23 protein-coding genes are annotated in these 24,838 nt (G+C 58.2%); 5 read left to right on the forward strand and 18 right to left on the reverse strand.

Annotated features, from left to right (window positions below):
• Nucleotides 1–13: 13 nt before the first annotated feature.
• From ACQY5P_RS08655 to fliF, 13 genes are all read right to left on the reverse strand, one after another.
• Nucleotides 14–1,951, reverse strand: a complete 1,938-nt coding sequence (locus tag ACQY5P_RS08655; RefSeq protein ID WP_428410345.1) for a PQQ-binding-like beta-propeller repeat protein — start codon at nt 1,949–1,951, stop codon at nt 14–16.
• A gap of 108 nt (nt 1,952–2,059) precedes the next feature.
• Nucleotides 2,060–2,800, reverse strand: coding sequence for an SDR family oxidoreductase (locus tag ACQY5P_RS08660; protein WP_428410346.1), 741 nt, complete (start codon nt 2,798–2,800; stop codon nt 2,060–2,062).
• 154 nt (nt 2,801–2,954) lie between these two features.
• Nucleotides 2,955–6,005: a TonB-dependent receptor domain-containing protein gene (locus ACQY5P_RS08665; RefSeq protein WP_428410347.1), complete on the reverse strand. Its 3,051-nt coding sequence runs from the start codon at nt 6,003–6,005 to the stop codon at nt 2,955–2,957.
• Between the two features lie 182 nt (nt 6,006–6,187).
• Nucleotides 6,188–7,144 carry a helix-turn-helix domain-containing protein gene (locus tag ACQY5P_RS08670; RefSeq protein ID WP_428410348.1) on the reverse strand — a complete coding sequence of 319 codons (957 nt, stop codon included), beginning with the start codon at nt 7,142–7,144 and terminating at the stop codon, nt 6,188–6,190.
• Nucleotides 7,145–7,264: 120 nt separating this feature from the next.
• A complete protein-coding gene (locus ACQY5P_RS08675) occupies nt 7,265–8,155 on the reverse strand; it encodes an amidohydrolase family protein (protein ID WP_428410349.1) in 891 nt (296 codons plus the stop codon).
• A gap of 3 nt (nt 8,156–8,158) precedes the next feature.
• A complete protein-coding gene (locus ACQY5P_RS08680) occupies nt 8,159–10,147 on the reverse strand; it encodes a nuclear transport factor 2 family protein (RefSeq protein ID WP_428410350.1) in 1,989 nt (662 codons plus the stop codon).
• 6 nt (nt 10,148–10,153) lie between these two features.
• A complete protein-coding gene (locus tag ACQY5P_RS08685) occupies nt 10,154–11,140 on the reverse strand; it encodes an ABC transporter substrate-binding protein (protein ID WP_428410351.1) in 987 nt (328 codons plus the stop codon).
• Between the two features lie 176 nt (nt 11,141–11,316).
• Entirely contained in the window at nt 11,317–11,751 is a 435-nt protein-coding gene (locus ACQY5P_RS08690; RefSeq protein WP_428410352.1) for a hypothetical protein, read from the reverse strand.
• Between the two features lie 6 nt (nt 11,752–11,757).
• Complete coding sequence (locus ACQY5P_RS08695; RefSeq protein WP_428410353.1) at nt 11,758–12,783, reverse strand: flagellar motor switch protein FliG; 1,026 nt, start codon at nt 12,781–12,783, stop codon at nt 11,758–11,760.
• 16 nt (nt 12,784–12,799) lie between these two features.
• The gene (gene fliP / locus ACQY5P_RS08700) at nt 12,800–13,594 is read right to left on the reverse strand and encodes a flagellar type III secretion system pore protein FliP (RefSeq protein ID WP_428410354.1); all 795 of its coding nucleotides are present in this window, start codon (nt 13,592–13,594) and stop codon (nt 12,800–12,802) included.
• Nucleotides 13,595–13,603: 9 nt separating this feature from the next.
• A complete protein-coding gene (gene fliN / locus ACQY5P_RS08705) occupies nt 13,604–13,981 on the reverse strand; it encodes a flagellar motor switch protein FliN (protein ID WP_428410355.1) in 378 nt (125 codons plus the stop codon).
• Complete coding sequence (locus ACQY5P_RS08710) at nt 13,956–14,669, reverse strand: hypothetical protein (protein ID WP_428410356.1); 714 nt, start codon at nt 14,667–14,669, stop codon at nt 13,956–13,958. Before ACQY5P_RS08710 ends, fliN begins: the two co-directional genes overlap by 26 nt.
• Nucleotides 14,666–16,351 carry a flagellar basal-body MS-ring/collar protein FliF gene (fliF, locus tag ACQY5P_RS08715; RefSeq protein ID WP_428410357.1) on the reverse strand — a complete coding sequence of 562 codons (1,686 nt, stop codon included), beginning with the start codon at nt 16,349–16,351 and terminating at the stop codon, nt 14,666–14,668. The genes ACQY5P_RS08710 and fliF overlap by 4 nt, the downstream gene beginning before the upstream one ends.
• A gap of 145 nt (nt 16,352–16,496) precedes the next feature.
• On the opposite strand from fliF, the gene ACQY5P_RS08720 reads away from it, so the two are divergent.
• Genes ACQY5P_RS08720 through ACQY5P_RS08730 form a run of 3 tightly spaced genes read left to right on the forward strand, consistent with a single transcriptional unit; the run spans nt 16,497 to nt 18,732 of the window.
• Entirely contained in the window at nt 16,497–17,021 is a 525-nt protein-coding gene (locus ACQY5P_RS08720; protein ID WP_428410358.1) for a flagellar basal body-associated FliL family protein, read from the forward strand.
• Nucleotides 17,022–17,044: 23 nt separating this feature from the next.
• Nucleotides 17,045–18,025: a FliM/FliN family flagellar motor switch protein gene (locus tag ACQY5P_RS08725; RefSeq protein ID WP_428410359.1), complete on the forward strand. Its 981-nt coding sequence runs from the start codon at nt 17,045–17,047 to the stop codon at nt 18,023–18,025.
• Nucleotides 18,022–18,732 carry a hypothetical protein gene (locus tag ACQY5P_RS08730; protein ID WP_428410360.1) on the forward strand — a complete coding sequence of 237 codons (711 nt, stop codon included), beginning with the start codon at nt 18,022–18,024 and terminating at the stop codon, nt 18,730–18,732. The genes ACQY5P_RS08725 and ACQY5P_RS08730 overlap by 4 nt, the downstream gene beginning before the upstream one ends.
• A gap of 11 nt (nt 18,733–18,743) precedes the next feature.
• On the opposite strand, the gene ACQY5P_RS08735 is transcribed toward ACQY5P_RS08730, so the two are convergent.
• From ACQY5P_RS08735 to flgF, 5 genes are read right to left on the reverse strand one after another with little or no spacing between them, the layout of a single operon-like run.
• Nucleotides 18,744–19,229, reverse strand: a complete 486-nt coding sequence (locus ACQY5P_RS08735) for a hypothetical protein (protein ID WP_428410361.1) — start codon at nt 19,227–19,229, stop codon at nt 18,744–18,746.
• Between the two features lie 12 nt (nt 19,230–19,241).
• On the reverse strand, nt 19,242–19,976 hold the full coding sequence (gene flgH, locus ACQY5P_RS08740; protein WP_428410362.1) for a flagellar basal body L-ring protein FlgH: 735 nt from the start codon (nt 19,974–19,976) through the stop codon (nt 19,242–19,244).
• An 11-nt stretch (nt 19,977–19,987) separates the two neighbouring features.
• The gene (flgA, locus tag ACQY5P_RS08745) at nt 19,988–20,644 is read right to left on the reverse strand and encodes a flagellar basal body P-ring formation chaperone FlgA (protein ID WP_428410363.1); all 657 of its coding nucleotides are present in this window, start codon (nt 20,642–20,644) and stop codon (nt 19,988–19,990) included.
• 12 nt (nt 20,645–20,656) lie between these two features.
• Nucleotides 20,657–21,442, reverse strand: coding sequence for a flagellar basal-body rod protein FlgG (gene flgG / locus ACQY5P_RS08750; RefSeq protein WP_428410364.1), 786 nt, complete (start codon nt 21,440–21,442; stop codon nt 20,657–20,659).
• A 35-nt stretch (nt 21,443–21,477) separates the two neighbouring features.
• Nucleotides 21,478–22,197 (reverse strand): flagellar basal-body rod protein FlgF, encoded by a 720-nt coding sequence (gene flgF, locus ACQY5P_RS08755; protein ID WP_428410365.1) that lies wholly within the window; start codon nt 22,195–22,197, stop codon nt 21,478–21,480.
• A gap of 315 nt (nt 22,198–22,512) precedes the next feature.
• Between flgF and ACQY5P_RS08760 the strand changes: the two genes are divergently transcribed.
• Nucleotides 22,513–23,952, forward strand: coding sequence for a hypothetical protein (locus tag ACQY5P_RS08760; protein WP_428410366.1), 1,440 nt, complete (start codon nt 22,513–22,515; stop codon nt 23,950–23,952).
• 5 nt (nt 23,953–23,957) lie between these two features.
• Nucleotides 23,958–24,833 carry a flagellar motor stator protein MotA gene (gene motA, locus ACQY5P_RS08765; protein WP_428410367.1) on the forward strand — a complete coding sequence of 292 codons (876 nt, stop codon included), beginning with the start codon at nt 23,958–23,960 and terminating at the stop codon, nt 24,831–24,833.
• Nucleotides 24,834–24,838 lie beyond the last annotated feature (5 nt).

Consider the following 24,838-nt stretch of genomic DNA (forward strand, 5'->3'; position numbering starts at 1 on the left):
GGCATTCTCCAATCTATTCCGGCAGCGCGAAAACAACGAGGGATTCATTGTTAAGCGGCCTGCCGTCCGGGCCTCTGGGGCTCGCGCCGAAATTGGCGGCCATGACGGCGACATATTGCCTTCCGTCCTTTCCGCGATAGGTGATGGGCACCGCCTGCGCATGGTAGTCGAGTTTCGCCGTCCATAATTCTTCACCGGTTTCAGCGTTGAATGCGCGGAAGCGATGATCGTTCGTGGCGCCGATGAAGACGAGGCCACCCGCCGTGACAATGGGCCCGCCAAAAAAGTTCATGGTTCCGGTATCTCGCTTCTCTTGCGGCAGGGCTTCGCTCACGCCAAGCCGAGTCTCCCAAGCTATTTCGCCCGTATTGGCGTCGATGGCGAAGAGCCGGCCCCAAGGCGGCTTGATGCAGGGCAAGATGGTCTCATTACCGTCTGCGTCTTTGAAGCTCGCGCTGAACGAAGAATAGGCGCCGGGGCCGGCAAGGCTGCCGCGGTCGTAGGCTTGCGTCGATCCTTGGGTGCCGCGACCGTAATCGCCGCCTTCTTTTCGCTTTTCGATCCAGCCGATGCTGCCGCCTTCGCTGGTGTTGATGAAGATGAGGCCCTTTTTCGGATCGGCAGCGCTGCCACCCCAGTTCGATCCGCCATTATGGGGCATGTTGATGGAGGCTTTGATGGGGCCGCCGTCTTCATGCAAGAAAAACGGCGTGAAGGAGCCCGCATTGAAAAACGTTCCGCCATAGCTTTCGAGCAACGCGCGGCAGGCGGCGGCGTGGTCTTCACTCGTGTCTTCTGCGGTGACGATGTCCTCCGGCGTCCAGATCCCGCGCGACAATTGCGGCGGCTTCAGAGGGAAAGGCTGGGTCGGCGAATACCATTCGCCGGGCACATCCGCCGCTGCGACCGGTTTTTCCTCAACGCCGAACACCGGCTCGCCCGTTTCGCGGTTCAAGATGTACATGAACCCGTTCTTGCCGGTTTCCGACAACGCCGGAATTTTTTCACCGCCGGCCTTGATGTCCACAAGCACCGGCGGCGGCGGCATGTCCCAATCCCACAGATCGTGATGGATCGTCTGGAAATACCATTTGAGATCACCCGTAAGCGCGTCAACGGCGACAATGGAATTCCCGAAAAGATTGGCGCCGGGTCGGTCTCCGCCATAGTAATTCGCCGACGGACCGCCCACCGGCATATAGAGCGTGTCAGTTTTTTCATCGACCGTCATATACCAGACCCAGACATTGGTTCCGGAACGGTCTTTCCAGCCATCGTCGAGCCAGGTTTCATGTCCCGTTTCGCCGGGACGCGGCACGGTGTGAAACTCCCACAGCTTTTCGCCGGTGCGCGCGTCAAAGGCGCGGCTGTCGCCCGGATCGCCGCGCTGCATCTCCGCCGTGTTGGCTCCGGCGATCAGCACATTCTTGTAAACCGTCGGCGGCGAATTGTATGGCACGCCAAGCGCAACAGAGCCGTCTTCGCCGAAGGTCTTGTCGATTTCGCCTGTCTCTGCGTTCAGCGCTGTAATGCTCACGCCAGTCGAGTAAAAGAGGCGTGGTTCGTAACCCTCCTCGCCCGGCCAGTAAGAAACGGTGCGCCGCGCGAGACCCGTCGTTACTTTGTGACGCCAGATTTCGCGCCCCGTGTGCGCTTCAAGCGCGACGATGGCGTTGCCGATGGGAAGATAGAGAACGCCATCGATAACGATTGGCGTCGCCGAACTGACCAGCGCGCCGCCGCCCTCCGGCCGGACCCGGAACGACCAGGCTTCCTCCAGCGACGCTACATTGTCCGTATTGATCTCTTTCAGCGGCGAATAGCGCGTTCCGGCCAGATCGCGTGCATAGCGCGGCCAGTCGCCCGCATCGGGACCCGGCTTGGCGAACTGCGCACAGCCGGAGAGCAGGATCAGGGCGAAGCCTGAAAGCATCGCTTTTCGAAATCGCATGGGCGGCCTCCCCGGGACCGATGACACGTCCCGAAAGAGTAAAGAGCCCCGTTCAGAGGCGCAAATTCATTCCGTCAGGGCTTCGCAATTCAAAAGAAACATCTTCCCTCAGGCGGCGCCGGAGACATTGAGAATGGCCCCGGAGGTGAAGGAGGATTTTTCCGAGATGAGGAACATCACGGCGTCAGCGACCTCCTCCGGCGCGCCCGCACGCCCGAAAGGAAACCGCTTGATCGCTTCTTCAAGGCGGCCCGGGCGATGCATCTCTGTTTCGATGGGGCCGGGAGAAACGGCGTTGACGCGCACGCCGTCCGGCGCGAGTTCCCGCGCGAGGCCCACGGTCAGGCTGTCGATCCCGCCCTTGGATGCGGCATACCAGACAAACTCACCCGGCGAGCCGTAATCTGACGCGCGTGAAGAGATAAACACGATGGAGCCGCCCCTGCCGCCGCGCTTCTTTGAAAGACGCTTAGCCGTCTCACGCGCGACGATCATGGCCCCCAGCAAATTGACGTTGACGACGTCACGCAAGGTCGAGGTTTCTGCGTCGGCGAGGGCCGAATTCTTCCCAGTGATGGCGCTGTTATAGACAACAGCCGCCAGACTTCCGATGGAATCGGTCTCCTGAAACAAACGGTCGATGTCGTCTTCCATGGCCGTGTCAGCCTTGATCGCAAAGGCGCGGCGGCCAAGCTTGCGGATACCAGTCGCGACTTTTTCTGCGGCGTCTTTATTGCTCGCATAGGTCAAAGCGACGTCATATCCCTCGCGCGCCGCCGCAAGCGCCGTCGCGGCGCCGATGCCGCGGCTGCCACCAGTCACGAGTATCAAAGGCGCGGATTGAGACATGATCTAATGCTTTTCGGTTTGCATTCAGGAGCCCGCCCAGCATGCCCCATTCGGCGCGGCGGGCAAAGTTCTTCGCCATAAAAATAGGGAGCCGGGTCGCACAACCCGGCCCCCCGCCTCTCCAGGGAGGAAACAAGGACCGAAGGGAAAGGTCCTAGAAGCTCACTCTTATCCCTGTCCGGAAACGCATGCCGAACGTGTCGAAATACACCGGATTGGTCGGATAATTGGAGCCGCCAAGTCCGCCCCCGCCCGGCGCAACGGGAGGCTTTTTATCGAAGAGATTGTTCACGCTTGCGAAGACTTCGAAGTTTTCGTCTTTCGACCCAACGCCGAAAGCGTACGAGACAGCAAGATCGACATAGGTCGCCGCATCGACACGGTTCGTGCTGATGCTGTTCGGCAAGGTCGGATCGTAACCTTCATCTTCAGGACCGGTATATTGAACCCCGTAAATGCCAGACCCGACACGGCGCACCGTGACAATCGAGTTGAATCCGCCATAGCTGTAGGAGACGAAGCCATTCCATATCCAGTCCGATGACGGATTGAAATCGCCGCCGTCGAGCACCGGCCCCGACTGGCCAGCATAGTCGATAGGATCGACCGTCGGATCGGGCGTCACTACGAAATCATAGGTGTGGTTCGCCAGAAGACGGAAATTGAGATCGCCCGCCAGCCCGTCATAAACATTGTCCAGCGGCAGATTATAGGCCAGTTCGAAATCAAAGCCGCGCACCGCAAGTTGGCCAAGGTTAACCTGACGCGCATCGACAAAGGTGATGTCCATGGGGTTCGCATAAGTGATGCGATCGCAGAAAAGATCGTAGTCGGCGCAGAAATTGACGATGCCTTGCCCGGTCAGGGTCGTGACCACGTCCTTGATCTTGATCTGATACCAGTCAGCCGAGAATGTAAGACCTGGAATAAAGCCTGGAGAAACGACAACCCCCAGAGTCGTCGTGTCGGCTTTTTCAGGCGTCAGGGAGAAGGCGCCGCCGGAAAGGATCGGGGTCGGATCGTCGCCGCCGCCGCCAGGCGATCCCGGGATGGCAGGGTTGTCGACGATGCCTTGCGACGAGCCTTCTTCCGTCGGCACATTTTTGAGATAGAGCTCGCGGAAACCGGCGGCGCGAATGTCGCGGGAACGGGAGCCGCGGAAACGAAGCCCTTCCGTGATGTCGTAAATCGTCGAGACTTTCCAGCTCGTGGCGTTCGACGTTTTCTCTTCGGACGTCAAACGGTCCGTAGCGTGATTGCGCGTTTGCCGCACTGCGCCGTTGATCTCCAGATAATCCGCAATTGGCGCATCGCGCAGCAGCGGCACATTCAACTCGAAAAAGCCTTCCATGACGCTGATGTCGCCGGCGAAGTCGAGACCAAAGGTGAACGCGTAATCCGTGTAGTTGGGAATATCGCCATGAGTGACATCGCCGCCCTCGTCGCGATACTCGCCGCCCGCCGCAATCCCGATGGGACCCGCGCCCCAGCCTTGATGGATTTCGCCCTGAATGGCGCCGGCGATGACATGCTGCGTATATTCGAAATCTTCCACGACAGGACGATAAGCGTAGGCGACCGCCGCCGGATCGAGATTATCGAGACCGAAGAGGTTTAAAGGGACGCAGCCTTCGGCGATCGGATCGGGATCGGCTTCCAGAAGCTCGGCGCAGACGATGTCTCCGGACATGGGATCGACGACCGCATCGAGCGCATACACGAAAGGCGTGTTCACACGCGAATTGGTCCGCATCTGATTGCGCTCATTACGGCCATATTGATAGTAAACGTCCCAGCTCCAGCTATCCCCGAAGGCGCCGTTCAATCCGACGAGCCCGCGGAAGACTTCGGCTTTAGCTTCGTTTTCAGTAGGCACCTGTGCGTCGATATCTTTGCCGAGGCTGAATTGCGTCCCGTTCAAGAGCGTGACCAATTCGGCCGGGAGGAACGGGTTTGTCGGATTGACGAAAAATGTGGAGCGCGGCCCCGCGGTGACGCCTGAGTTTTCCGCCGTGCGGTTGGCGTAGGTGAACTCACCCACAACATTGAGATTATCGGCAAGCTCGTATTCGCTATAGAGATAGCCCACATAGCGCTCAATCGGCGTCTGAAGATCGGAATCCGCATAAGTGGAGGCGCCGTCGCCGCCCTGGCGCGGGCCAAAAGTCGAGGTCGATACATACTCGCCCGTATCGAAGTCGAGAATGCCGGTGCCGTCGTCATTGAAGCGCTTATTACGCGCGGCGGGATCAGCCGGCGCCCGGTTTCTCACAACGCCATGAGGATCGTTGAAGGCCTGCTTGGAATTCGGGCCAATGATGAAATTGGGTAAACCATAGCCTGGCGAACCGGGAATGTCGAAACCGGAGAGCATGCCGTTATCGAGAATGTTGCTGGCGTTGGTGAAGCGGTCCCAACTTTCCTCGCACCAAAGCCGCACTTCAGCACAGTCGCCGATGCCTTTTTGATCCTGATATTCGCCGCCGAAGACGACATGGCCGCGACCGTCGGCGAAGCTGGTTCCGAGCGTCAGAGACCCGTGATAGGTCTTGCCATCGCCGCGCGAGGTTTGACCGTAGTCGATCTGGCCGCGAACGCCTTCGAAATCCGTATCGAGAATAATGTTGACGACGCCTGCAACGGCATCGGAGCCATAGGCGGCTGATGCGCCGCCGGTCACCGTCTCAACCCGTTCGATCATCGATGACGGGATCATGTTGAGATCAACGGCGCCTCCGTCAGAGCTCGGTACGAAACGGCGCGTATTGACGAGGGTCAAGGTGCGCGTTCCGTTATAGGGGTTGAGGCCGCGCAGATTGGCGAAGCTGGCGCCCACATTCGCGCCGGCGGTGATGCCGGCCGTCGAGTCGGACTGGAAAGACGAGTTTTGCGGAATGAGCTTTAAGGTTTCGGCGGCGTTGATCTGACCCAGATCCTCGATCAGTTCGCCGGACATGACAGTCGCAGGAATCGGCGAGTCGAATCCGGTTCGCTTGATCCGTGACCCCGTCACAATCACATAATCGCCCGTGGCGGCAGCGGGTTCTGCGCCGTCAACATCTTGCGCCAATGCAGGTGCGCCGTATGCGAGCATGGCTGCGGAAGCGCCAGACAACAGCGCAGACTTCGACATGCGGTTCAGGATTTTCTTTCGCAACTTCTTGCCCTCCCAGGCGTCATTTCGCGCTGATGTATCCGGCGTCATAAAATCCGGACCCCGCGCCTTTGCCACGGAAAAGCTCTCACAATTGCGAAAAAGCAGCTTGCACCGGAGGGCATATCGGTTTGCGCCTGACGGCATTGCCCGAAAGCCTGGCCAAAGTTGCCGAAAACCGCTTGCATACCGCAATGCAGCGAACACGGAACATTGCACACGCTGAGATGGTTTTAGTGCGGAAGCAGATTCATGCGCCTGTATTCCGACGGCGCCATCCCGTATTTGCCGCGGAAAGCGCGCGTGAAATGTGCGGCGCTGTTAAAGCCCCAGGAGAAAGCGATTTCCGACACTGTCAGGCTGCGCCAGGCGCTGTTCGACATTTGCGAGGCGCACTCCTCGAGCCGGCGCCGCAGGATATAGGCCGACGTCGTCTCGTTCTCTTCAGCAAACAGGACGCGAAGATAGCGCGGCGAAATGCGCATGGCGGTCGCCACGCTGGCGGGAGAGAGTTCAGGGTCGGAAAGATTAGCCTCGATAAACTGCTTTGCCTGCGCCTTGCGCAAACCGACCACTGTGGAGTTGGTCATTTTGTGACCGAGACTTATGGAATAGGCAGTGCCCAGAACATCGAGAAGATGGCCGGCGATCCGGTCGCCGAACTCTTCCGGAATGCCCTCTTCCGCTTTCATCCAGAGGCTGTGGGCCATCGCGGAAGCGGTTCCGGTGAGGCCAAGCTGGGCCGGCAGGCGAAGCCCGCAAAGCTGCTCAGGACAGGGCAAATGGGTTTTCAGCATTTTCGGCGAGGCGCGCAAAATTAGGAACCGCGCGCCTTTTTCCAGCTGGATGCGATGGGGCGCAGCATTGTCGCAAAGGGTGAAGTCTCCCGCCTCAAGCCGGGTTTCATTTCCATAATGGGAGAACTGTGCGCCGCCCTGCGCCATCAAAAGAAACGAAAAGAAATGCGCTTTCGTTTCGCTGATATGCGCCGCCGTCCGCTCAATGCTGGCGCCGTTGGTGCGGACATCGGCGAAACCGAGAAACCCCAGCGAGGTAACGCGCAATTCCGCGTCGAACACATCGTCGGACGACGGCTGGAACGTGACCTGTGCGAAACGGCTGGAATAGGTTTGATTCCATGACGCGGTGCGCCGGGAAACCGGATAATCCGTAGTTCTATAATACTCCATACAGCCCTCCCAAACTGACACATGGACGCTGTCCCCGCTTGAGCGGATGTTGCTCTTTTGTTTATACGCCCTTGTCTCTATCGGCAATCGTTCTCTGCATTTGGCGCCGCTTCCAGCGCTTTAACCGAAATAAAGCTTCAATGCGGTTTGCGAAATCCGCCAGCGGTCCTGAGGGTCCGGCACCCAGCGCCGGAAACGGTCAAGCGCGTAGTCGAAAGTGATGCGACCCTCATAACCGACAAAGGGACAGTCGCTTCCCCATAAAAGCCGCTCGACGCCGACATTGGCGACAAGGTGCTTGGCGAGATCGTCGGCGATCTTGTCTGCATCCCCATCGGGATTGGTGCGCCACGCCGCTGTCCCCAGAAGACGAAATCCGCCCGACAATTTCACCCAGGTGTTGCCGCGCTCCGCCGCTTTCAGAATGGCGCGATAGCCGGGACAATTGACGCCGAGCGCAGGATCGGGATGGCCGAAATGATCGATGACGACTTTGACGCCGCTCTCCTCCAGCGCCTTCAGCACCGGCGGCAAAAGCGGGCCTTCAATCGCCACATGCACATGCCAGTCAAGATCGCGCACTCGGCGGAACAGCAGGTTGAATTCCTCGCTGCGGAAATCGGGAAGCTCGGTCATGCGCGCCAGTTGCAGTCGAATGCCGATAATGCCGTCATCGCGCATCCGTTCGAGCGAATAACGATCGGTTGCAGGCGAGACAATCGCCGTGCCGCGCAGACGTTTATGCTTGCGCAATTCCGAAATCATGTAGTCATTGTAGAAACCGGAAATGCTGAGACCGGAAATCACACCGAAATGGATGCCGTATTGATCGAGCAAGCTCAGATAATCGGCAGCCGTGAAAGAATAATTGGTCCGGGTCCAGGCATTGCTGCTGAGCGGCATGTCTTCCTGAAAGATATGCGCATGACAGTCGACAACCGGCGGAACATCTGCGGGAGCGCTCTTCGCGGACTTCGTTTCAGACGCATCTGCCGCCACACGCATCGTCATTACTCAGCCCCCCTCGCTGTAACGCGATGAAATGGACCAGTCGAGTTTGAGCGCTGGCGGACGTCCGCTGACGGGATTGTTAAAGTGAAATCCCATGGGCGCAATTTCCGGATAGGGCGCAAAGATGACGCCCCGTAAAGGTCCGTCCGGCGGATATTTGGCGACGCTTTCGGGCGTTGGCGCGAAGCGTTGCGCTGAACCTTGCTGAACAGCCGCCCAGCCGCCCGTGTAGTTTGCAAGGAAAACATAATCGAGATCCATTCCTGCGATCTTCCAGACGCCGTCTTCGAGCTTCACCTGGTTTTCGTAGATGCCGGAGATGTAGGACCCGTCGCCGTTGGATTGGCTGTTAAACTGGAACAGCCGCAGACGAATCTGCGCGCTCTTGCCGTCCGGCGCCACCGTGACGAAGGGCTGGGTCTTTTGGTGGATCGCCATGAATGTCGGCGAACGCCCGCGGTCGCCATAACGGGAGAACAAAGACCCCCGCACCCGCTCGCGGCCGTAATAGGCGCCGATATAGGAGAGCTCTTTCCAGCCATCTTCGGAGAAGAGATCGGCAGTGTCGTCCCAACGGAATTCGTCAATGTAATAGCCATAGGCGTCAGAGACGTTCTCAGCGCCGTCATAGGCTTTGGCAACGGCCAGCTTTCGTTCAAGGTCATCAAGACCTGGCTTTGGCGACGACGAGCCGGCCCGGCGCCTAACGCTGACCGGGAATGAAATCTTCGGGCTCGCATGTTCCGGATATTCAGCGCTCTTGAGCGAAGACGATTTCGCGCCGTCTCCTGCCTTCTCATGTGCCGGCAGGAGGCTCTTCGTCCAGCCGATATCATAATCGGCGGCGAAGCGGGGATACAGTTTCACCGACTGGATTTTCCAGACGCCGTTATCCTTGACGTAAGAATTCTCGAAGATGCCGAAGGCCCAGGCGGAGGCGCCGCCATGCTGGCCCGTCATCTGCAATTCGAAGCCGCGCGCCGAGGCCTTGTTTTCGCTGGTCAACGTCACAACCGGATCCAGCTGCAGGTGATCGTTGAGTTCGCCTTCCTTAAGGCCTGGCTCGCTCAACCCGTAAAAGCGGCGGCGGATCGCACTGCGTCCCTGATAAACACCCTCACCCGCAACGTCGAATGTGGCGTCTTCGGCGAACAGATCGGCGACATCGTCCCACATTTTGCGGTCGACATAGTAGCCATAAGCCGCCTGAAGATTCTGGACCGCGCTTTCGTCGAGCAGCGCATCCGCGATGGCGTTCGCCCTCGCAAGACGCGCCGGCGCTTTCTTGGCCGAAAGAAGTCTCGCCTCAGTGAGCGCAGGCGTCGGAACGCCCGCCTCGTCCGGCGTATAATGATAGGGCGTCAAGGGAACGTGATCAGCTACATTACGCCAGCCTTTGCCGTAAGGTCCGGCATATTGCGGGTAATAATGCAACGTCGCGATCTTCCAGACGCCGTCTTCAAGCACATAATCGTTTTCGTAAATGCCGCCCTGCCAGAAGGCTTCCTCGCCATAGCGCCCGAGCATGGCCACTTCATGCCAGCGGCCTTTCGCCGATTTTCCATCGCCGGAAAGCGTCACGACTGGCGACAGGATGAGACGGACATTCAACCGGTCCGGCGCAAGACCATCCGCGCCCTCGCCCATCTCTTCGCGGAAATGCGCGTAAAGCGCATCCTTCCCCGAGACCTCGACGCCAGACGCAACGTATTTTCCTTCTTCAGAAAAAAGCCGGCTCATGGCTTTCCAGTCGCCGGCTTCTGCATAGTGAGCGAAAATATGCTGAAGGCGTTTAACATCGCGAACGGACTGGATGTTGTCTGCATCCGCAATAAGACGCGCCGCTTGAGCAAAGCCTTCCTCACCCCAAGCAGCTTGCGCCTCAATCGCGGGCACATCATGCGAACAGGCGGCAAACCCCAAACCTGCAGCGCCGATCAAACCGGTGAGCGCTAGACGGAGAACGTCACGTTTTATCTTATGGACCTGCACGGGAAATTACCGTTCCTCCAGCACTTCACGAATGATGCTGTCGTCAATCAGCGTCGCAAGCTCCTCGCGTGACCGCGCCGGACGTTCATCGATCGCCGCGAGCCATTGTTCTTCCGCCTCAAGCACGTCGAGAAGATCAGGAACGAGCTTTCCCGGGTAGCCATGATGTTTCCATGACCGCTTGATGAGGTCCATATCGAACCCCGTAGCTTCGTGCACTAACGGCCAGGCAATGCTTGGATCTTCATGAATCATATCCGTCGCTTCAACGACCGCCTTCACGAATTCCTTGATCCGCGCACGCTTTTCAGGGTCTTGAAGATTCGCCGCCGTCGTGTTGAGGTTGAAGACTTCGCGATAGATATGGCGCCCGTCAAACTCCACGGCGTCATCGCCAATCGCATGCGCGGCGTTTTCGATTTCAGGCTCCCAGATCGTCACCGCATCAACCTCGCCATTGGCGAGGAGTTTCGGCATGTCGCTCAAGGGAATGACGCGCACAATTTCCACATCGGCTTCGTTCAGCCCTACGGATTTCAGCATATTGTGCAGAAAATAGGCGGATGACGTATTGGGAATAGTGGCGATGCGCTTGCCCTTGAGATCTTCGAGTTTCTCAATCCCCGCAGATTTGCGCCCGACAATGCGGTAATAGCCTTCCGCCACGGTCATGATGATCCTGAGATCGGGATGACGAACGGAATATCGCAGCCCTTGCGTTTCGGCATGGGTGGCGACTTCCGCGACGCCCGGCTCGCCGTAGCCGGGGATTCCGGGTTCGCCCACAAGGTTCGGGATGCCGCCCATTTTCACAGTTGATGGCCCGGGATAGACCCGGTCCGACGCGAGGAGCACCGGGGCGATTTCAAAGGTGACCTTGTTGCCGTGAACCCGGAACGGCTCTTCAGACGCCGGCGACGTCGCACAGGCGCCAAGCGTTAAGAATAAAGCCGCCATAAAGGCGCGCCAGCCGATCTTCAGCTTCACCCGCATCAAGCCGTTCTCCCTGGTCCAGACGCTAATGCCCTTCTAAGGCGCGCCCTTTTATGGCGACACCGTCCTGGTTTTCCGCCTGCAGGGTCAATATAAATGAGAAGCATTGCCGGAGAGGCGAAATTTCGGCGCCGGAGCGGTCAAACGCTGCACCGCAGCAACAGGCTCAAGGACTGCTATTCTGCCTCGCCTGTGATCGTGAATTCTTTGGACGCGCTGGTGAAAAACTGCCGCGCCGCCTCATCGGCCTTCCGCCGTTTTTGCTCGGTCAGCGCGCCTTCCCGGCGCGAGACAAATATGTCGAATTCTTTCTGCTCTTTATAGCGCTGCTGAAGCGTCGCCGAGGTTTCTATCTCCACCCGGGAAGCGTCTTCGATATCGATCCGCTTTTTCTGCATGCGGTTCGCCGTCGCGCGGTAATACCGCGCTGCGAAATCGAACGGGGCTCGCTCGATGCTGTCGCAACCATCGACCTCGCGCGTCAGCGCCGCATCCATCTCGGCGAGAGCGTTTTCCTCAGCAAGACGGGCCCGCTGCGCGGCGCCAGCGTCGCGCCGCGCGATCTGCACGCGCATATCGTAGATTTTCTGGATGCGCTTCAGACGCTTCATCAGATCTTAATACACAACTTGAGCCGACGAACCGCCGCGTTCGATGATAATCATGTTGTTCTCGGCGAGTTCCTTCGCCTTGCGCACCATACCGGCTTTCGCCGCCTCAACATCGCGCATCAGAATCGGGCCCAGCGTTTCCATATTATCCACGAGGATGGCGCGGGCCCGCTCGGAAAGGTTTGAGAGGATTTTCTCGCGCGCTTCTTCGTCGCTGCCTTTCAGCGCATACATCAGCATGTCGTTGTCGCAGGACCGCACAATGGTGCGCAGCGACTGCGCATCGAGCTCCAGAAGGTCGTCGAAAGTGAACATAAGCTGTTTTATCTGGCCCAACTCTTCATCATGTTTGCCTCGAAGCGCCTCAAAAAGCTCTTCACAGCGTTCCGATTCGGTCCGGTTGAAGATTTCGGCCAGATGCTCGAAATTGTTGGGCTCGTTCGACACCGTGTAGTTGAGCATCAGATCGCGCTGCAGCATGTCTTCAATGTCGTGCAGCACTTCTTTCGGCACCGATTTCATCTTGATCATCCGGCGAATGATGTCCGGCACGTTTTCCTCCGGCAGGTCGGCAAGGACATGCGACGCCTGATCCGGCGCGATCTTCGAGAGGACGACGGCGATCGTCTGGGGATGTTCGGCCTGGAGATATTTCGCCAGCATGGCGTCGTTCACCATGGACATCTTTTCCCAGGTGCTGCGTCCACCCGGCCCGCGGATGAAGTTCATAATGTCGGAAACTTTTTCCGACGGCAGAAAGCTCTTTAGCATGCGTTCGGCGGTTTCCGCCGAGCCGACGACCGATCCGCCTTTGGCGAAGGCTTCCGTAAACCGAGTGATGAGCTCTTCAAGAAGTTCGGCCGTGATCGAGCCCAGCGTCGCCATAGAGCGCGAGACCATGCGCACTTCGCTTTCATCCAAACGCTCCAGAAGCGGGGCCGCTTTGGCCTCTCCCAGCGTCAACAACATGATCGCCGCTTTTTCCGGACCTTTGAGGCTTTTATAATCTTCCCGAATTTTGACCGTAGGCATTAGACGCTCCAGAACTCTAGAAGAATGACAAGACGAGGCTTTCGCTCAACAGACGCCAGCCATCGATCAACACGAAGAAAACCAGCTTGACAGGCAAAGAGACCGTCTGCGGCGGCAGCATCATCATGCCCATGGACATCAGGATGGCGGCGACGGCGAGGTCGATCACCAGAAACGGCGTCATCACCAGAAATCCGATTTCAAAGGCGCGCGTAAGCTCTGAGATGATGAAAGCCGGCAAGAGCACCTGAAAACCGGGCGCTGCGGCCTCTTCGGACTCAGTCAGGCTGTCCGGCGCCGCATCTTCAGCGGACATCATTTGCCGTTCAGACAAGTTCTCAAAGAAAATCAGGTCGTCCCGCTCCACCTGCGCCGCCATAAAGGCGCGAAAAGGCTCTGCGGCCCGTTTCAATCCTTCCGCCTGATCAACCTCTTCAGCGAGCATAGGCGAAACGCCTTCCCGCCATGCCTCGCCGAAAGTCGGGCTCATGATGAAGGCTGTCAAAAACAAAGAAAGCGAGATGAGGACGGCGTTGGGCGGCGATTGCTGAAGACCAAGAGCAGAACGCAAAAGCGAAAAAACCACCACCAGACGGATGAAAGACGTCATCATCACTAGGATGCCCGGCGCGACGCTGAGCACAGTGATGAGGAGAAAGACCTGAACAAGCCGGCCCGCATAGCTGGCGTTCTCGCCCTCAGCCCCGAGATCGATGGAGACCGTCTGCGCTTCCGCCGGCGACGAAAACACCGCCGCTGCAGCCAGCGCAATCAGCCACGCCATCAGATGCAGTGAGCCGCCCCTCGACATAAGACGCCCTCAGCGCAGCCCGGCCTGAATATTGATGATCTCGGTCAGCGTAACGCCGAGCCGGTCTTCATCGACGATGATGATCTCGCCGCGGGCGACAGGCCGGTGATTGATCTGAATGTCCACCTGCTCGCCGACCTTGCGGTCAATTTCAACGACCGCGCCCCGGCCGAGATTGAGAATATTGCCGATGGACATGCGCGCTGTGCCGAGCACGACCTGGATTTCGACCGGCACATGGCTGAGCGCCTTCATGCCCGGATCGAGCTCCACGCCGCCGCCGTTTTTTGCGTCTTTCGACATCTGGCCTGCAGGGGCGGCGCCTTTTTCTGCTTGAGCGGATTGATCTTGATTCTGCGCTTCAACTGCGTTCGTCTGACTGCTCATCTCCAGCCTCCTTCAATGTGTGCTGTGCCTCATGCGCATCCGATAAGTTTGCAAGCGTGTTGGACAGAATATCGCTCACCGATTTTTTCAACGCATCCGGGTCAAAGACGACGGCCCCAGTGTCCCATTTCACCTGAACGCTGGTCGCTCGAAGCGAGGCGTCGCGTTCGATCACAATGCGTCCGTCCTTCATTTCTTTCGATAGGGAAGAGGACAATGTATGGATGACGACATCGCCCATTTCCTGCGACACGCGAAAGATGATCTTCGAAGACCCGCGCGCAGCTTCAAGGGCGCGCCGCGCCACATCGACGGCGATATTCTCAGCTTCCGTTTCAGAAATGCTAACCGCCACTTTCTGCGCGACGGAGAGAATAAGCCGGACCGCGCGCGTCTCGACTTCCTTCAGGATCGCGTCTTCCTTGTCCAGAATTTCGTCAAGGCGCCGGTGCAAAGCCGCGACCGCCTCCGCTGCAGCAGCTTGATGGGAAGCTTCCGCGGCGTTGCGGCCGGCCATCTCGCCTTCAGCAAACGCCGCCGTCCGGGCGTCCGCGACCGCTTGAGCGATGAGGTGCTCGACCTCCTCAGCGGAAAGGCCGGGCGCCTCGGGCGCCGCTTCGACCTCCTCCACAGCGCTTTTTAAGGGGGAGAAATCACGGCTGGGGGTATAGGCTCTGAGCGCGTTCATACGCTGTCCTCATAGATCCAGTTCCGCAGGATGGTCACGACTTCATCTGGATACTCTTCGGCGATTTCGCCAAGCTTGCGCACAGAAGACGCGCGAACCTTGCCGTCCACATCCCGCAACTCAAGCATTGAATTCAGCGCTTCGTTCATGGGCCGTTTTGGCAGCGCGAGACGTTCGCCCTCCTCGCCGCCGTCTTCAACAGCACGCGGTTCACCTTCGCCGCCAGTCTCGTCGGAGAGTTGCGCGACCGCTTCAAAACCAGAGGGCTCTCCGCTCGCTGCAGTCGCGGCCATGCGTTCTTCACGAACAATCGGCGGCATAGCTCTGTCCATCGCAGGACGAATGACAGCGAAAATAAAGATCAACCCCAACACCAGGAGCGCCGCCGCGCGGGCAAAAGAATCGAGGTTGGAGGCAAGAATCTCTCCGACCCCTGCCGGGCGCACGGGGGGCATCAATTCGTCCAGATTGGCAAAAGGCAGGCTTTCGAGCGTGACAACGTCGCCTCTCTCGCCGGAAAAGCCCACCGCAGACTTCACCAGGTTTTCAAGACGCGCCATTTCCTCAGGCGTGCGTGCGCGTAAGACCGTTTGCCCATCAGGTCCGGTCTCGCGCACCTGATCCACAAGCACTGAGACGGACAAGCGTTCAATCTCGCCGGGTTCAATCACCTGCTCGCTTCGCACCGAAGAAACCTCATAATTGAGAAGCTGTTCGCTGCGCTCCTGCTCGCTCTGACTGCGCGCATTCACATTGGCGTCGACGCCTGCCTCCGGAAGGTTCTGCTGCACCGTGACAGGATTTTCATCGGTGTTCTCGCGCGAGCGCTCCGTTTCATCGATCACCTGACGCGAGCGCAGAGCGGTGCTGTCAGGATCGAAGCGCTCTTCCCTGCGCACTTCGCGCTCCGTGCGCAGATCCGCCGCCACGCGCACGCGTACGCGGCCGGGGCCGAGATGCGGCGTCAGCACGGATTCGACCGCAGAGGCGAGCCGCGCTTCAATATCCTTGCGAAGGCCGTCAACCGAGCTCGCTCCCGCGAGGGCGCCATTTTCTTCCGCGAAGACGACGCCGACGCGCGCATCCAGAACGGAGACGGCGGAAGGCGTCAAACGCGGCACGGCGCTCGCCACAAGATGCCGAATGGCGGCGGCGTGGCGGGCTTCAAGGGTCAAGGCGCCGCGCATGCGCACGACGACCGAAGCCGTGGGCGGCGCCGTATCCCGGCTGAAAGGATCTCGCGTCGCCAGCACGAGATGCACGCGCGCGCTTTCGATGTCGTTGAGGGTCTGGATTGTCCGGGACAACTCTCCTTCAAGCGCGCGCAGCCGGCTAACGTCCTGCATGAAGGAAGTAAGGCCAAGTGAATTCTTTTCATCAAAGATTTCATAACCAACAGCGCCGCCGGCAGGGAGGCCTTTTTCCGCCAGTCCCATGCGCAGTCTCGAAATGCGGTCGCGAGGCGCATAAATCGTCCGGCCATCAGCCGACAGGCGCACCGGCACGTCCATGCTTTCCAGTTCGGTGACGATCTTCGCAGCATCACCCTCCTGGAGATCCGTAAAAAGCGGATCCATTTGGGGTTGCGCAAACGAAATAAAGATTCCAGCCAGCACGGCGATGACAGCCGCACCTGCAATGCACAAGACAGCAAGGCGCTGCATCGTCATTTGACGGAACATGTCCAGTAAATTTTCCACGGTCTTCCGCAGTTACATCCTTGTCACTGCGGAGTTCTACGAAGCGGGTTTTAAACTGACGTCAAAAAACCTCCTCTATGAAGAATAGCAACACGGTAACAATGACAATTTAAGTAAAGTTTGAACTATGGGAACTTCTGAAGCCGAAGATGACAACGACGCGCCAACCGGCGACGAGAAACCGAAAAAAAAGGGAATCCCCTTCGCAGCGCTCGCTAAACCTGCCGTCGGTGTTCTTGTGCTTGCCGCAATCGCCGCCTCGTTCGTCGGCGGGGCGGTGACGGCCGTGGGCGTCCCGCGCCTTAAAGAAGCCTTTCTGGAAAAGAAAGCGCCCGAACATGGCGAGGAGAGCGAATTTGCGCCAGGTTATGTGGAACTCCCTGAAACGGCTTACGAACTCCTCGGGAGCGAACCTCAGGGCTATCTCCTCGCCTCAATTACGCTCAAAACCCCGGAGCCGGGAACCATTGAGCGCCTGACGCCGGAAATCCGGGCGGTTCTACAAGCCTATATCCGCGAACTCAGCCCGACCGACCTGAAAGGCGCAACGGGGCTTTATCGTCTGCGCCAGGACTGTCTCCACCGGGCGCGCAAGATCGCCGGAGCCGACCTCATCGAAGACCTCTTCATCACCGACATTGTCGTTCAGTAACAGGCTCAGAAAGCAGGCCATTCATGGAATCCACAAATTCCAAAAAAAGTTCAGACATTGTTTCCCATACCGCCAAAAACGTCATGGAGCGGCTGGCGGACACGGCGATCGCTCATGAGCGGCTGCCGATGCTCGACATAGTTTTCGACAAATTGACGAGAATGTTAACAGAGAGTTTCCTACATCTCGTTTCGACGACCGATGTGCAAGTGAAGCTAGACAGCATTGCCTATACGCGCTTCGGGGACTTCATGTCCTCATCCCATGCGCCAAGCATCATAGCGGTCGCGCGCGCCTCAACCTGGGATAATTCCTTCATCATCTCGGTCGACACCAAGCTGATCTTTATTCTCTCGGAAGTGCTCCTGGGCGGCACGCCGCACGATATCGACCTCGCGGCGGTCAAAAACCGCACGCCTACCAATATCGAGATGCAGATCGCACGGCGCATTTTTAATCTTATCGCCCAGCGTCTCGGCGACGCCTTCGATTCCGTTACCGAGGCGGAATTTACAATCGAACGGCTGGAAATGAACCCTCAATTCGCCGCGATCGCCCGCGTCACCAGCGCCGCCGTGCAGGCTGAAATCGCCCTGACCGTCGCGGATGTCCCCGGCCCAATCAAGGTTATTTTTCCCTATACGACGCTGGAGCCGCTGAAAAAGCCTCTCCAGCAGATGTTCGTCGGGGAGCATTTCGGCCGCGACGCGCAGTGGGAGCGTCATTTCAAAAGGACCATCAAGAACACCAGCCTCGATTTCGAGGCCATTCTTCATCAGGAATTCGCCACTCTTAGTCAGGTCTTAAACTGGAAAGAAGGCGACACAATTACGTTTGACGCCACCGCTGAAACGCAAGTGCGCCTCGTAAGAGACGACATGGAATTCTTCCGCGGGCCTATGGGCCGCAAGAACGGGCGCATCGCCGCACAGCTCGACGAATTCACTTACCTTCAGGCTGCGGACAACGAAGACGCGCCTTCCAACGAAGGGAGAAAGAAATGAGACGGCATCGTTTTTTACTTTCGGTTGCGATTTTGCTTGCCGGCGCGTCCGCCGCCGAAGCGGCCAAGCCCGCCGCCAAACCCACGGAAAACAAACAGCCCGAAAAGCAGGAATTCGGCGCCCACGACCGGCCATGGGCCAAAGATTACCTGAAACAGGAATGTGAAGCGCCATTCCCCGGTCTAGAGGAGCGCGCTCCCGGCCTTATCGAATCAAAGGCCAAAGTCGAGTTCCGCCTGCAGGAGCCGGACGCCGTTGCGCCCGCTCCCCTCTCGGCCGCGCTCGCCGATACAACCGCCGCGCTTGAAGCGATCCGTACTGAAAGAGAGCGGCTGGAAGAGGAATGGCGCAGGCTCAATGACGAGCGCGCCATTGTCGCCGTCGCAAGCCGGCGGGCGAAAGAAGAACTTGATGCGCTGGCGCAATTGAGGGGCGAAGTCTCCGATCTAATTGACGAACTCGAAATCCGCGAGGACGCCAATATCGAACGCATCACGGAGCTCGTGAAGAACCTCAACGCCAAGGACGCGGCCCGGCTTCTTGCTTCCCGCGAGCCGAAATTCATCCTCGAAGTCCTCGATGTGCTCGACGCCCGGCTCGCCGCCGAAGTGCTGGGGCGCCTAGATGATGGAAGCGCCGAAGACGTCATGGCCCTGATCGCCGAGCGCGGCCGTCCGGGCGACCAGGAGCTCGCGAGCAACCTTTAGCCTGGTTGCTCTTATGATTTCTGCGGCTGATGGGCTGCGCGCCCGTTTTCCTGAATAAGGAGCCGGTCGATCAAGACGGCGCGGATTTTGGCGCTTTCATAAGCGAGAGCGAGATCCTTTTTCAGTCGCTCAGAGACATTGGATGCGCTCAACGCCTCAGGCGCGATCAGCCCTTCCTTTTCCATGGCGAAAAAGGAATCGATGACGAGAGAGCGGATGCGCGCCTTGTTCCTCGAAAGCGACTGCATTTGCTGAATGCCATCCGTTTCGATATTAATCTGGGCCAGAAGAACGCCGCGAACGGAATCGCCCTCGAAGATAGGTATCGTGAATTGACCGAGATTGAGGACCGCCGGCGCCGCTTCAACCTTGGCTTCCTGTTTCGTCTCCTTCTCATGCGCTTCCTTGCCCACAAGAAACAGCGCGCCGCCATAACCGGCGGCTCCCGCCAACGCCGAGAATAAAACCCCGCCCAGCAACATTTTTTTCAACTGCATTGATCAACCCCCTTAAAACGGCGCCACAAATTCATAGATGCGCTGGCCGTAGCGCGGCTGTTGCACCTTGCTGATAACGCCGCGGCCGCCATAGGCGATGCGCGCCTCGGCCACCTTGAAATAGTCGATGGTGTTGTCCGCGGTAATGTCTTCCGGACGAATGACGCCGGCCACCCGCAATTCGCGCAATTCGTGATTGACCTGCACTTCCTGACTGCCGGCGATGACGAAATTGCCGTTTGGCAAACGCTCGGTGACGACAACCGCCACCCGCATGGAGATCTTTTCATTGCGATTGATTTCGCCGCCGCCTTTCGAGGACGAGTTCGACGAAAGGTCCACGGCCTGTTGCGGATCGAATTCGTCCGGCAGCGCATCGTCCAGAAGACTCTCAACACCAAATAGCGCCGTCAAACCGGCCGATTCTGCATTGTCCCGATTGCGGGACGTGGAGTTGCTCATCCGGGCTCCATCCTCGATGTCGATCATGACGGTCAGAATGTCGCCCACATCGCTCGCCCGCTGATCGCGGAAAAAACTGCGTTTGTTGGCTTCCCAGAGGGAGTTCGGATAACGCTGCGCATCGCCTCCTTCGGGCATGGGCATGCGCACGACCCGCGCTTCATATTGATCCTGCGGATTTTTGACTTCGCTTAAATGCGGGCCGTTGATGGCGTCGTCAATGGAGGCGCAGCCGCCAAGGGCGGCAAGGAAGCTTGCAGAGAGCGAAAAGAAAAAAGTTCTCATTGTTCAAATACTCAATTTACCGAGATCAGTTTGGGACCGCTGACAACGCCTTCAATCACGGACTTTCCGTCGACATGCATAGCGCGAATGACGTCGCCCACAGCGCCCTCTTCAAGCGCGCGGGCGCGCGCTGTCAGGCGGATATGCGCGCTGTTGTAGGAAACGGTGACAATGTCGTTGCGCGCGACCACAAGCGGCGAGCCTAACCATTGTTTCGACACCGGTCGACCTGCGGCCAGCGAGCGGCGCGCCTCAAACCCTTCAATATCGCTCAGATCGGCGACGACATCGACCGGCGCCTGGGAAATCGGCAGCATCAGTTCGGAAAAGTCCGATGCGCTCACCGTCTCTCCGGATCTGATCGTTCGCACCGGCGTCAAAAGCGGAATTGCTGTCTGGGCGCGGCCCGTAATCCGCCGCTGCACGGAGCCATTGGCGACAGCGGCTTCAAAATAGCCTGTATTCATGTTGAACCGGATAATTTCAACCGTCTCCACATGCCCGCGCACCGGAGTCATATCGACGATAGAGATCGTTGCGCTGGCGGGGAGAGCGTCTGCCGCATAGGCTGCGAGTTCCGCCTCAACGCGCCCGGCAAGCGTTTGCGCCAAGGCCGGCGATGCCAGAAATAAGGCCGACAGAATAAAAACGATAAGCCGTTTCAACACGCGCGAAGCCCCTTACCGCATATTGGAGACTTTTGACGACATTTCGTCGGCGGTCTCGATCACCTTGGCGTTCATTTCATAAGCGCGCTGCGCGGAAATAAGATCGGTGATCTCTTCCACGACATTTACATTCGATGTTTCGATGTATCCCTGGCGAATGCCGGCGACGCCGTCTTCGCCGGGGAGGCCGATCTGCTCATCGCCTGAAGCGAGCGTTTCTTTCAGAAGATTGTCGCCGATCGGCTCCAGCCCTGCTTCGTTGATGAAGCTGGAAATGGTGAGCCTGCCCACAAGCTGCGGGTCCGCCTGATCCGGAATGATCGCATAGACTTCGCCATTGCGGTTGATCTCGATGTCGGTCGCTTCCTGGGGCATGACGATGCCGGGCGCCAGTTCATATCCATCCAACGTGACGATCTGGCCTTCCGGCGAAAGCTGGAACGCGCCGGCGCGAGTATAGGCGCGCTCGCCATCGGGCATGACGACGGCGAAGTAACCCTTGCCTTCGAGCGCCATGTCGAGCCGGTTGCCTGTCGATTGGAGATTGCCCTGCTCCATCATGCGCGCCACCGCTGCCGGCTTGACGCCAAGACCGATATGAACGCCCACTGGCACGATGGTGCCTTGGTCGGAAGAAAAGGCGCCTTCGCGCTTTTCCGACTGATAAATGAGGTCGGTGAATTCAGCGCGGCCGCGTTTGAACGCCGTTGTGTTGATGTTTGCTATGTTGTTGGAGATGACTTCCACATTGGTCTGCTGCGCCATCATCCCGGTGGCGGCGATTTTCAAAATACGCATGGAAACCTCACTCTTCCGTTTTTCGTCAAGCTTGATTAGCGATTCTCGCCAAGACGCCGGATGGCGTCTTTCTTCTGACTATGGACATCTGTATCGAGCCGCGACGCCTGTTCATAAGAGCGCGACAGATCGATCAGTCGTGTGACCTCGCTGACAGGATCGACATTGGAGCCTTCGATGGCGCCCTGAACCACTCTCGCGTCAGTTGAGATCGCCGGCGCGTCCAGACCTTCGTAGCGCCCGTTGGGCCCGCGCGTCAGTCCCTGTTCATTTTCGAATTCATAAACCGCGACGCGGCCGATCTGCAGATCGCCGGCCGTAATGACGCCGTCATTGCCGATTGAAATTTCCGGCTCTTCCTGAGGAATGAGGATCGCGCCGCCGCCTTCATCAAGAACGGGCGATCCGTCAAGAGCGGTGAGTTCGCCGGACGGCGCCACGACGAAGCGCCCATCGCGCGTATAGCGAACGCCATCCGCCGTCTGCACGGAAAACCAGCCCTCGCCATTGATGGCGAGGTCGAACATATTCTCAGTGCGAATAAGCGGGCCTGTCTTATAATCCGTATAAGATGCTCTATCGATCACGAAACTGACAGGATCGCTGGCCCCGGCTTTTTTCATCACATCATCAAACAGAACACGCTCCGCCTTGAAAGCGGTCGTGTTCATGTTGGCGAGATTGTTCGCAACAATTTCCAGCTCACGATTGACCGCAACGCGATGCGAGAGGCTGACATAAAGCGAGGTATCCACAGACATGTCCTTATTGCAGATTGCAAGACATGCATGCCGGAAACAAAAATCCGAAATGCGAATTTAAACTACGGAGGTCAGTTTAAACTCGCATTTCGGTTTGTATGCGGACATATGCGTTATTTGTATAAAATTGTTGCTATTTTCAGCGCATGCTTCGCGCTTCATCCGCCGCCCGCCGCGGCGGAGATAGCAAACTATGATTGCGCATATCTTGAAGGATACGACTTTTTAAAAGCAGCGGGGCGCAGCGCTCCCGGCAGGGCGGCGTGTCTCCTTGGCGCAGGCTTCCTTCCTGAAGCGCGCGGCGCCATATTGGATAAGCCCTCCCCCGATAACGCCGCGCTCGCTGATGTGGTCGCGCTGCTGCTCGATGGCGTTGAGCCCGGTGAGGCGCTTCTTGATGCTTTTCAGCATGGGTCGGGCGAGGCTGCTTTCTGGCTTCTCGCCGGCGGCGGCTATGAAGGCGATCTTCTGGATCAGGCGGCGCGGGACCGCGCCGCAGCCTTCTTTTTCGGCGCTCCTGACTGGGTGAAACGCGACTATGCGGCGCCTTTCGCCCAATCCCTGCTCGGCTCCGGCGACAGCGAGGGGGCGCTTCGCATCGCAGACGCACTCGCGTTCTCCGCCCAGAATGGCGGCGCGCCGGGGTTTGAAAACCTCGCGAATTTCATCCGCGGCGATGTCTATCAGGCCGAGAACGCCGTCGGAGAAGCGATCTCCTTTTATGGCAAAGTAGCCGCCCCATGGAATGATCCTCTCGTTATCGAAACGAAACTGCGCCACATCGCGCTGAGCTGGTCCACCGGCGCCATCAAGAACGCAGAGGCTGCATCCCGCCTGGAAGAACTCGATCGCGACTGGCGGGGCGACGCATTGGGCGCGCGCATCAAGCTCGCGCTCGCCCGGATCTATGCGTTCTCCGACAGGCTTTATGAAAGCTTTCTGATTTTGGATGATTTGTATGTATCCACCGCGCCTGAAGACTTCAGAACCGAAGCGCGCTCACGGCTCAAGCTCCTCACCTTTGATGCTTTCGCCGGGCGAGCCCGTGAATATTCGCTCATCGCACATCTACACATGTATGACCGGTTCAAGTCATATTCCCTGACGCCGAAAGAACGGCTCGTTTTTGATATCGCCGCCGCCAGACGCTTTGCCTCGGCAGGCCTGCATGCTTTCGCCGCAGATATTCTAAGCGCTTATGAAGCCGAAACGCTGACCCAGGTCGGCGCTGGAAATACGCTAACCGCCGCAGAAACATTGATCGACATAAATAAGCCTCATGTCGCAGCGGATGTGCTGACGGAGCTCGACAGCGTTTCCCTGGCGGAATCCGACCAGCAGCGTCTCGCCATGCTCCACGCAAAGGTCGCGGCGCCAGAAGCAAGCGACGCATCATCGCCGGAGATCGCAGAGATCATTGCGGAACGCGCATGGCGCAACGGCTTATGGGATGTTTATAACAAAACCGCGCTCCCTGATGACGAACCTGGAAACGCTATTCCCCGGAAGTCTATGGCAGCTTACCTCGCCACGGGCCTGCGTCCCGTCAGCATGTCAGAAGCTGCTCATCCTGTGCTTACCGCACTCGCAGCTCAAGGCGAACCTGAACCAAAAGCTGCTGCGGACCTGCGGCTTTTCATGACCGGCGCTGACGCCGTCATTGGTCTGGCGCCGCTTTTGTCCGCCCCTTCCGCCCCCTCGCCTGGTGAAGGTCAGCCGGCGTCATCCGCTGCCCTCGAACAAGGATAAAAGAAATGAAGTTCTTTATTGGCGTTATCATTACGACCTGCAGCATGATCGGCGGCTATATCGGCTTCGGCGGTCATATCGAAGTGCTGTGGCAGCCTTATGAGGTGGCCATCATCGTCGGCGCGGCGGTCGGCGTCTTTGTTCTTTCGAACTCCATCCATGTCATCAAGGACACTGGCACAGCGCTCATTCACGTCGTGAACGGGAAATCGCTGCAACGTGAAGATTATCTCGATCTGCTGTCGCTCTTGTTCACGATTTTTCGTGAAGGCAAGGCCAAGGGCATCATGGCGCTCGAAAACGACATCGAGCGCCCGGAAGAAAGCAAGCTTTTCAAAGCGCATCCGCGCGCCATGTCGCGCAAGCGCAGCATCAATTTTTTATGCGACTATCTCCGGCTGATTTCCCTCGGTTCGGAAAACAGCCACGAACTTGAAGTGTTGATTGAGCAGGAAATCGAGACCCTGCATCATGAAATGTCGCGGCCCGTTAAAGCCCTTAACACAATCGGCGAGGCGCTGCCTGCCTTCGGCATCATCGCCGCGGTGCTCGGGATCATTAAAGCGATGGGTTATGTAAACCAGTCGACGGAAGTGCTCGGCGGCATGATCGGCGGCGCCCTTGTGGGGACGTTTCTCGGCGTCCTTCTCGCCTATGCGCTGGTGATGCCTGTTGCGCAGCTTGTGGCGATGCGGCGCGATGAAACTATCAACTATTATAATTGCATGAAAGCGGGCCTCGTCGCTTATCTCAGCGGTTACCCGCCGCAGATCGCCATCGAATATGCGCGCAAGGTTCTCTTCGCCGAGGTGCAGCCGACATTTGACGCCGTTGAAAAAACGACGACGGAATCGGTGCGCGCCATGGCGCAGGCTGCGTAAGGAGC

The organism is Hyphococcus sp. (assembly GCF_965267305.1).
Lineage (GTDB): Bacteria > Pseudomonadota > Alphaproteobacteria > Caulobacterales > Parvularculaceae > Hyphococcus.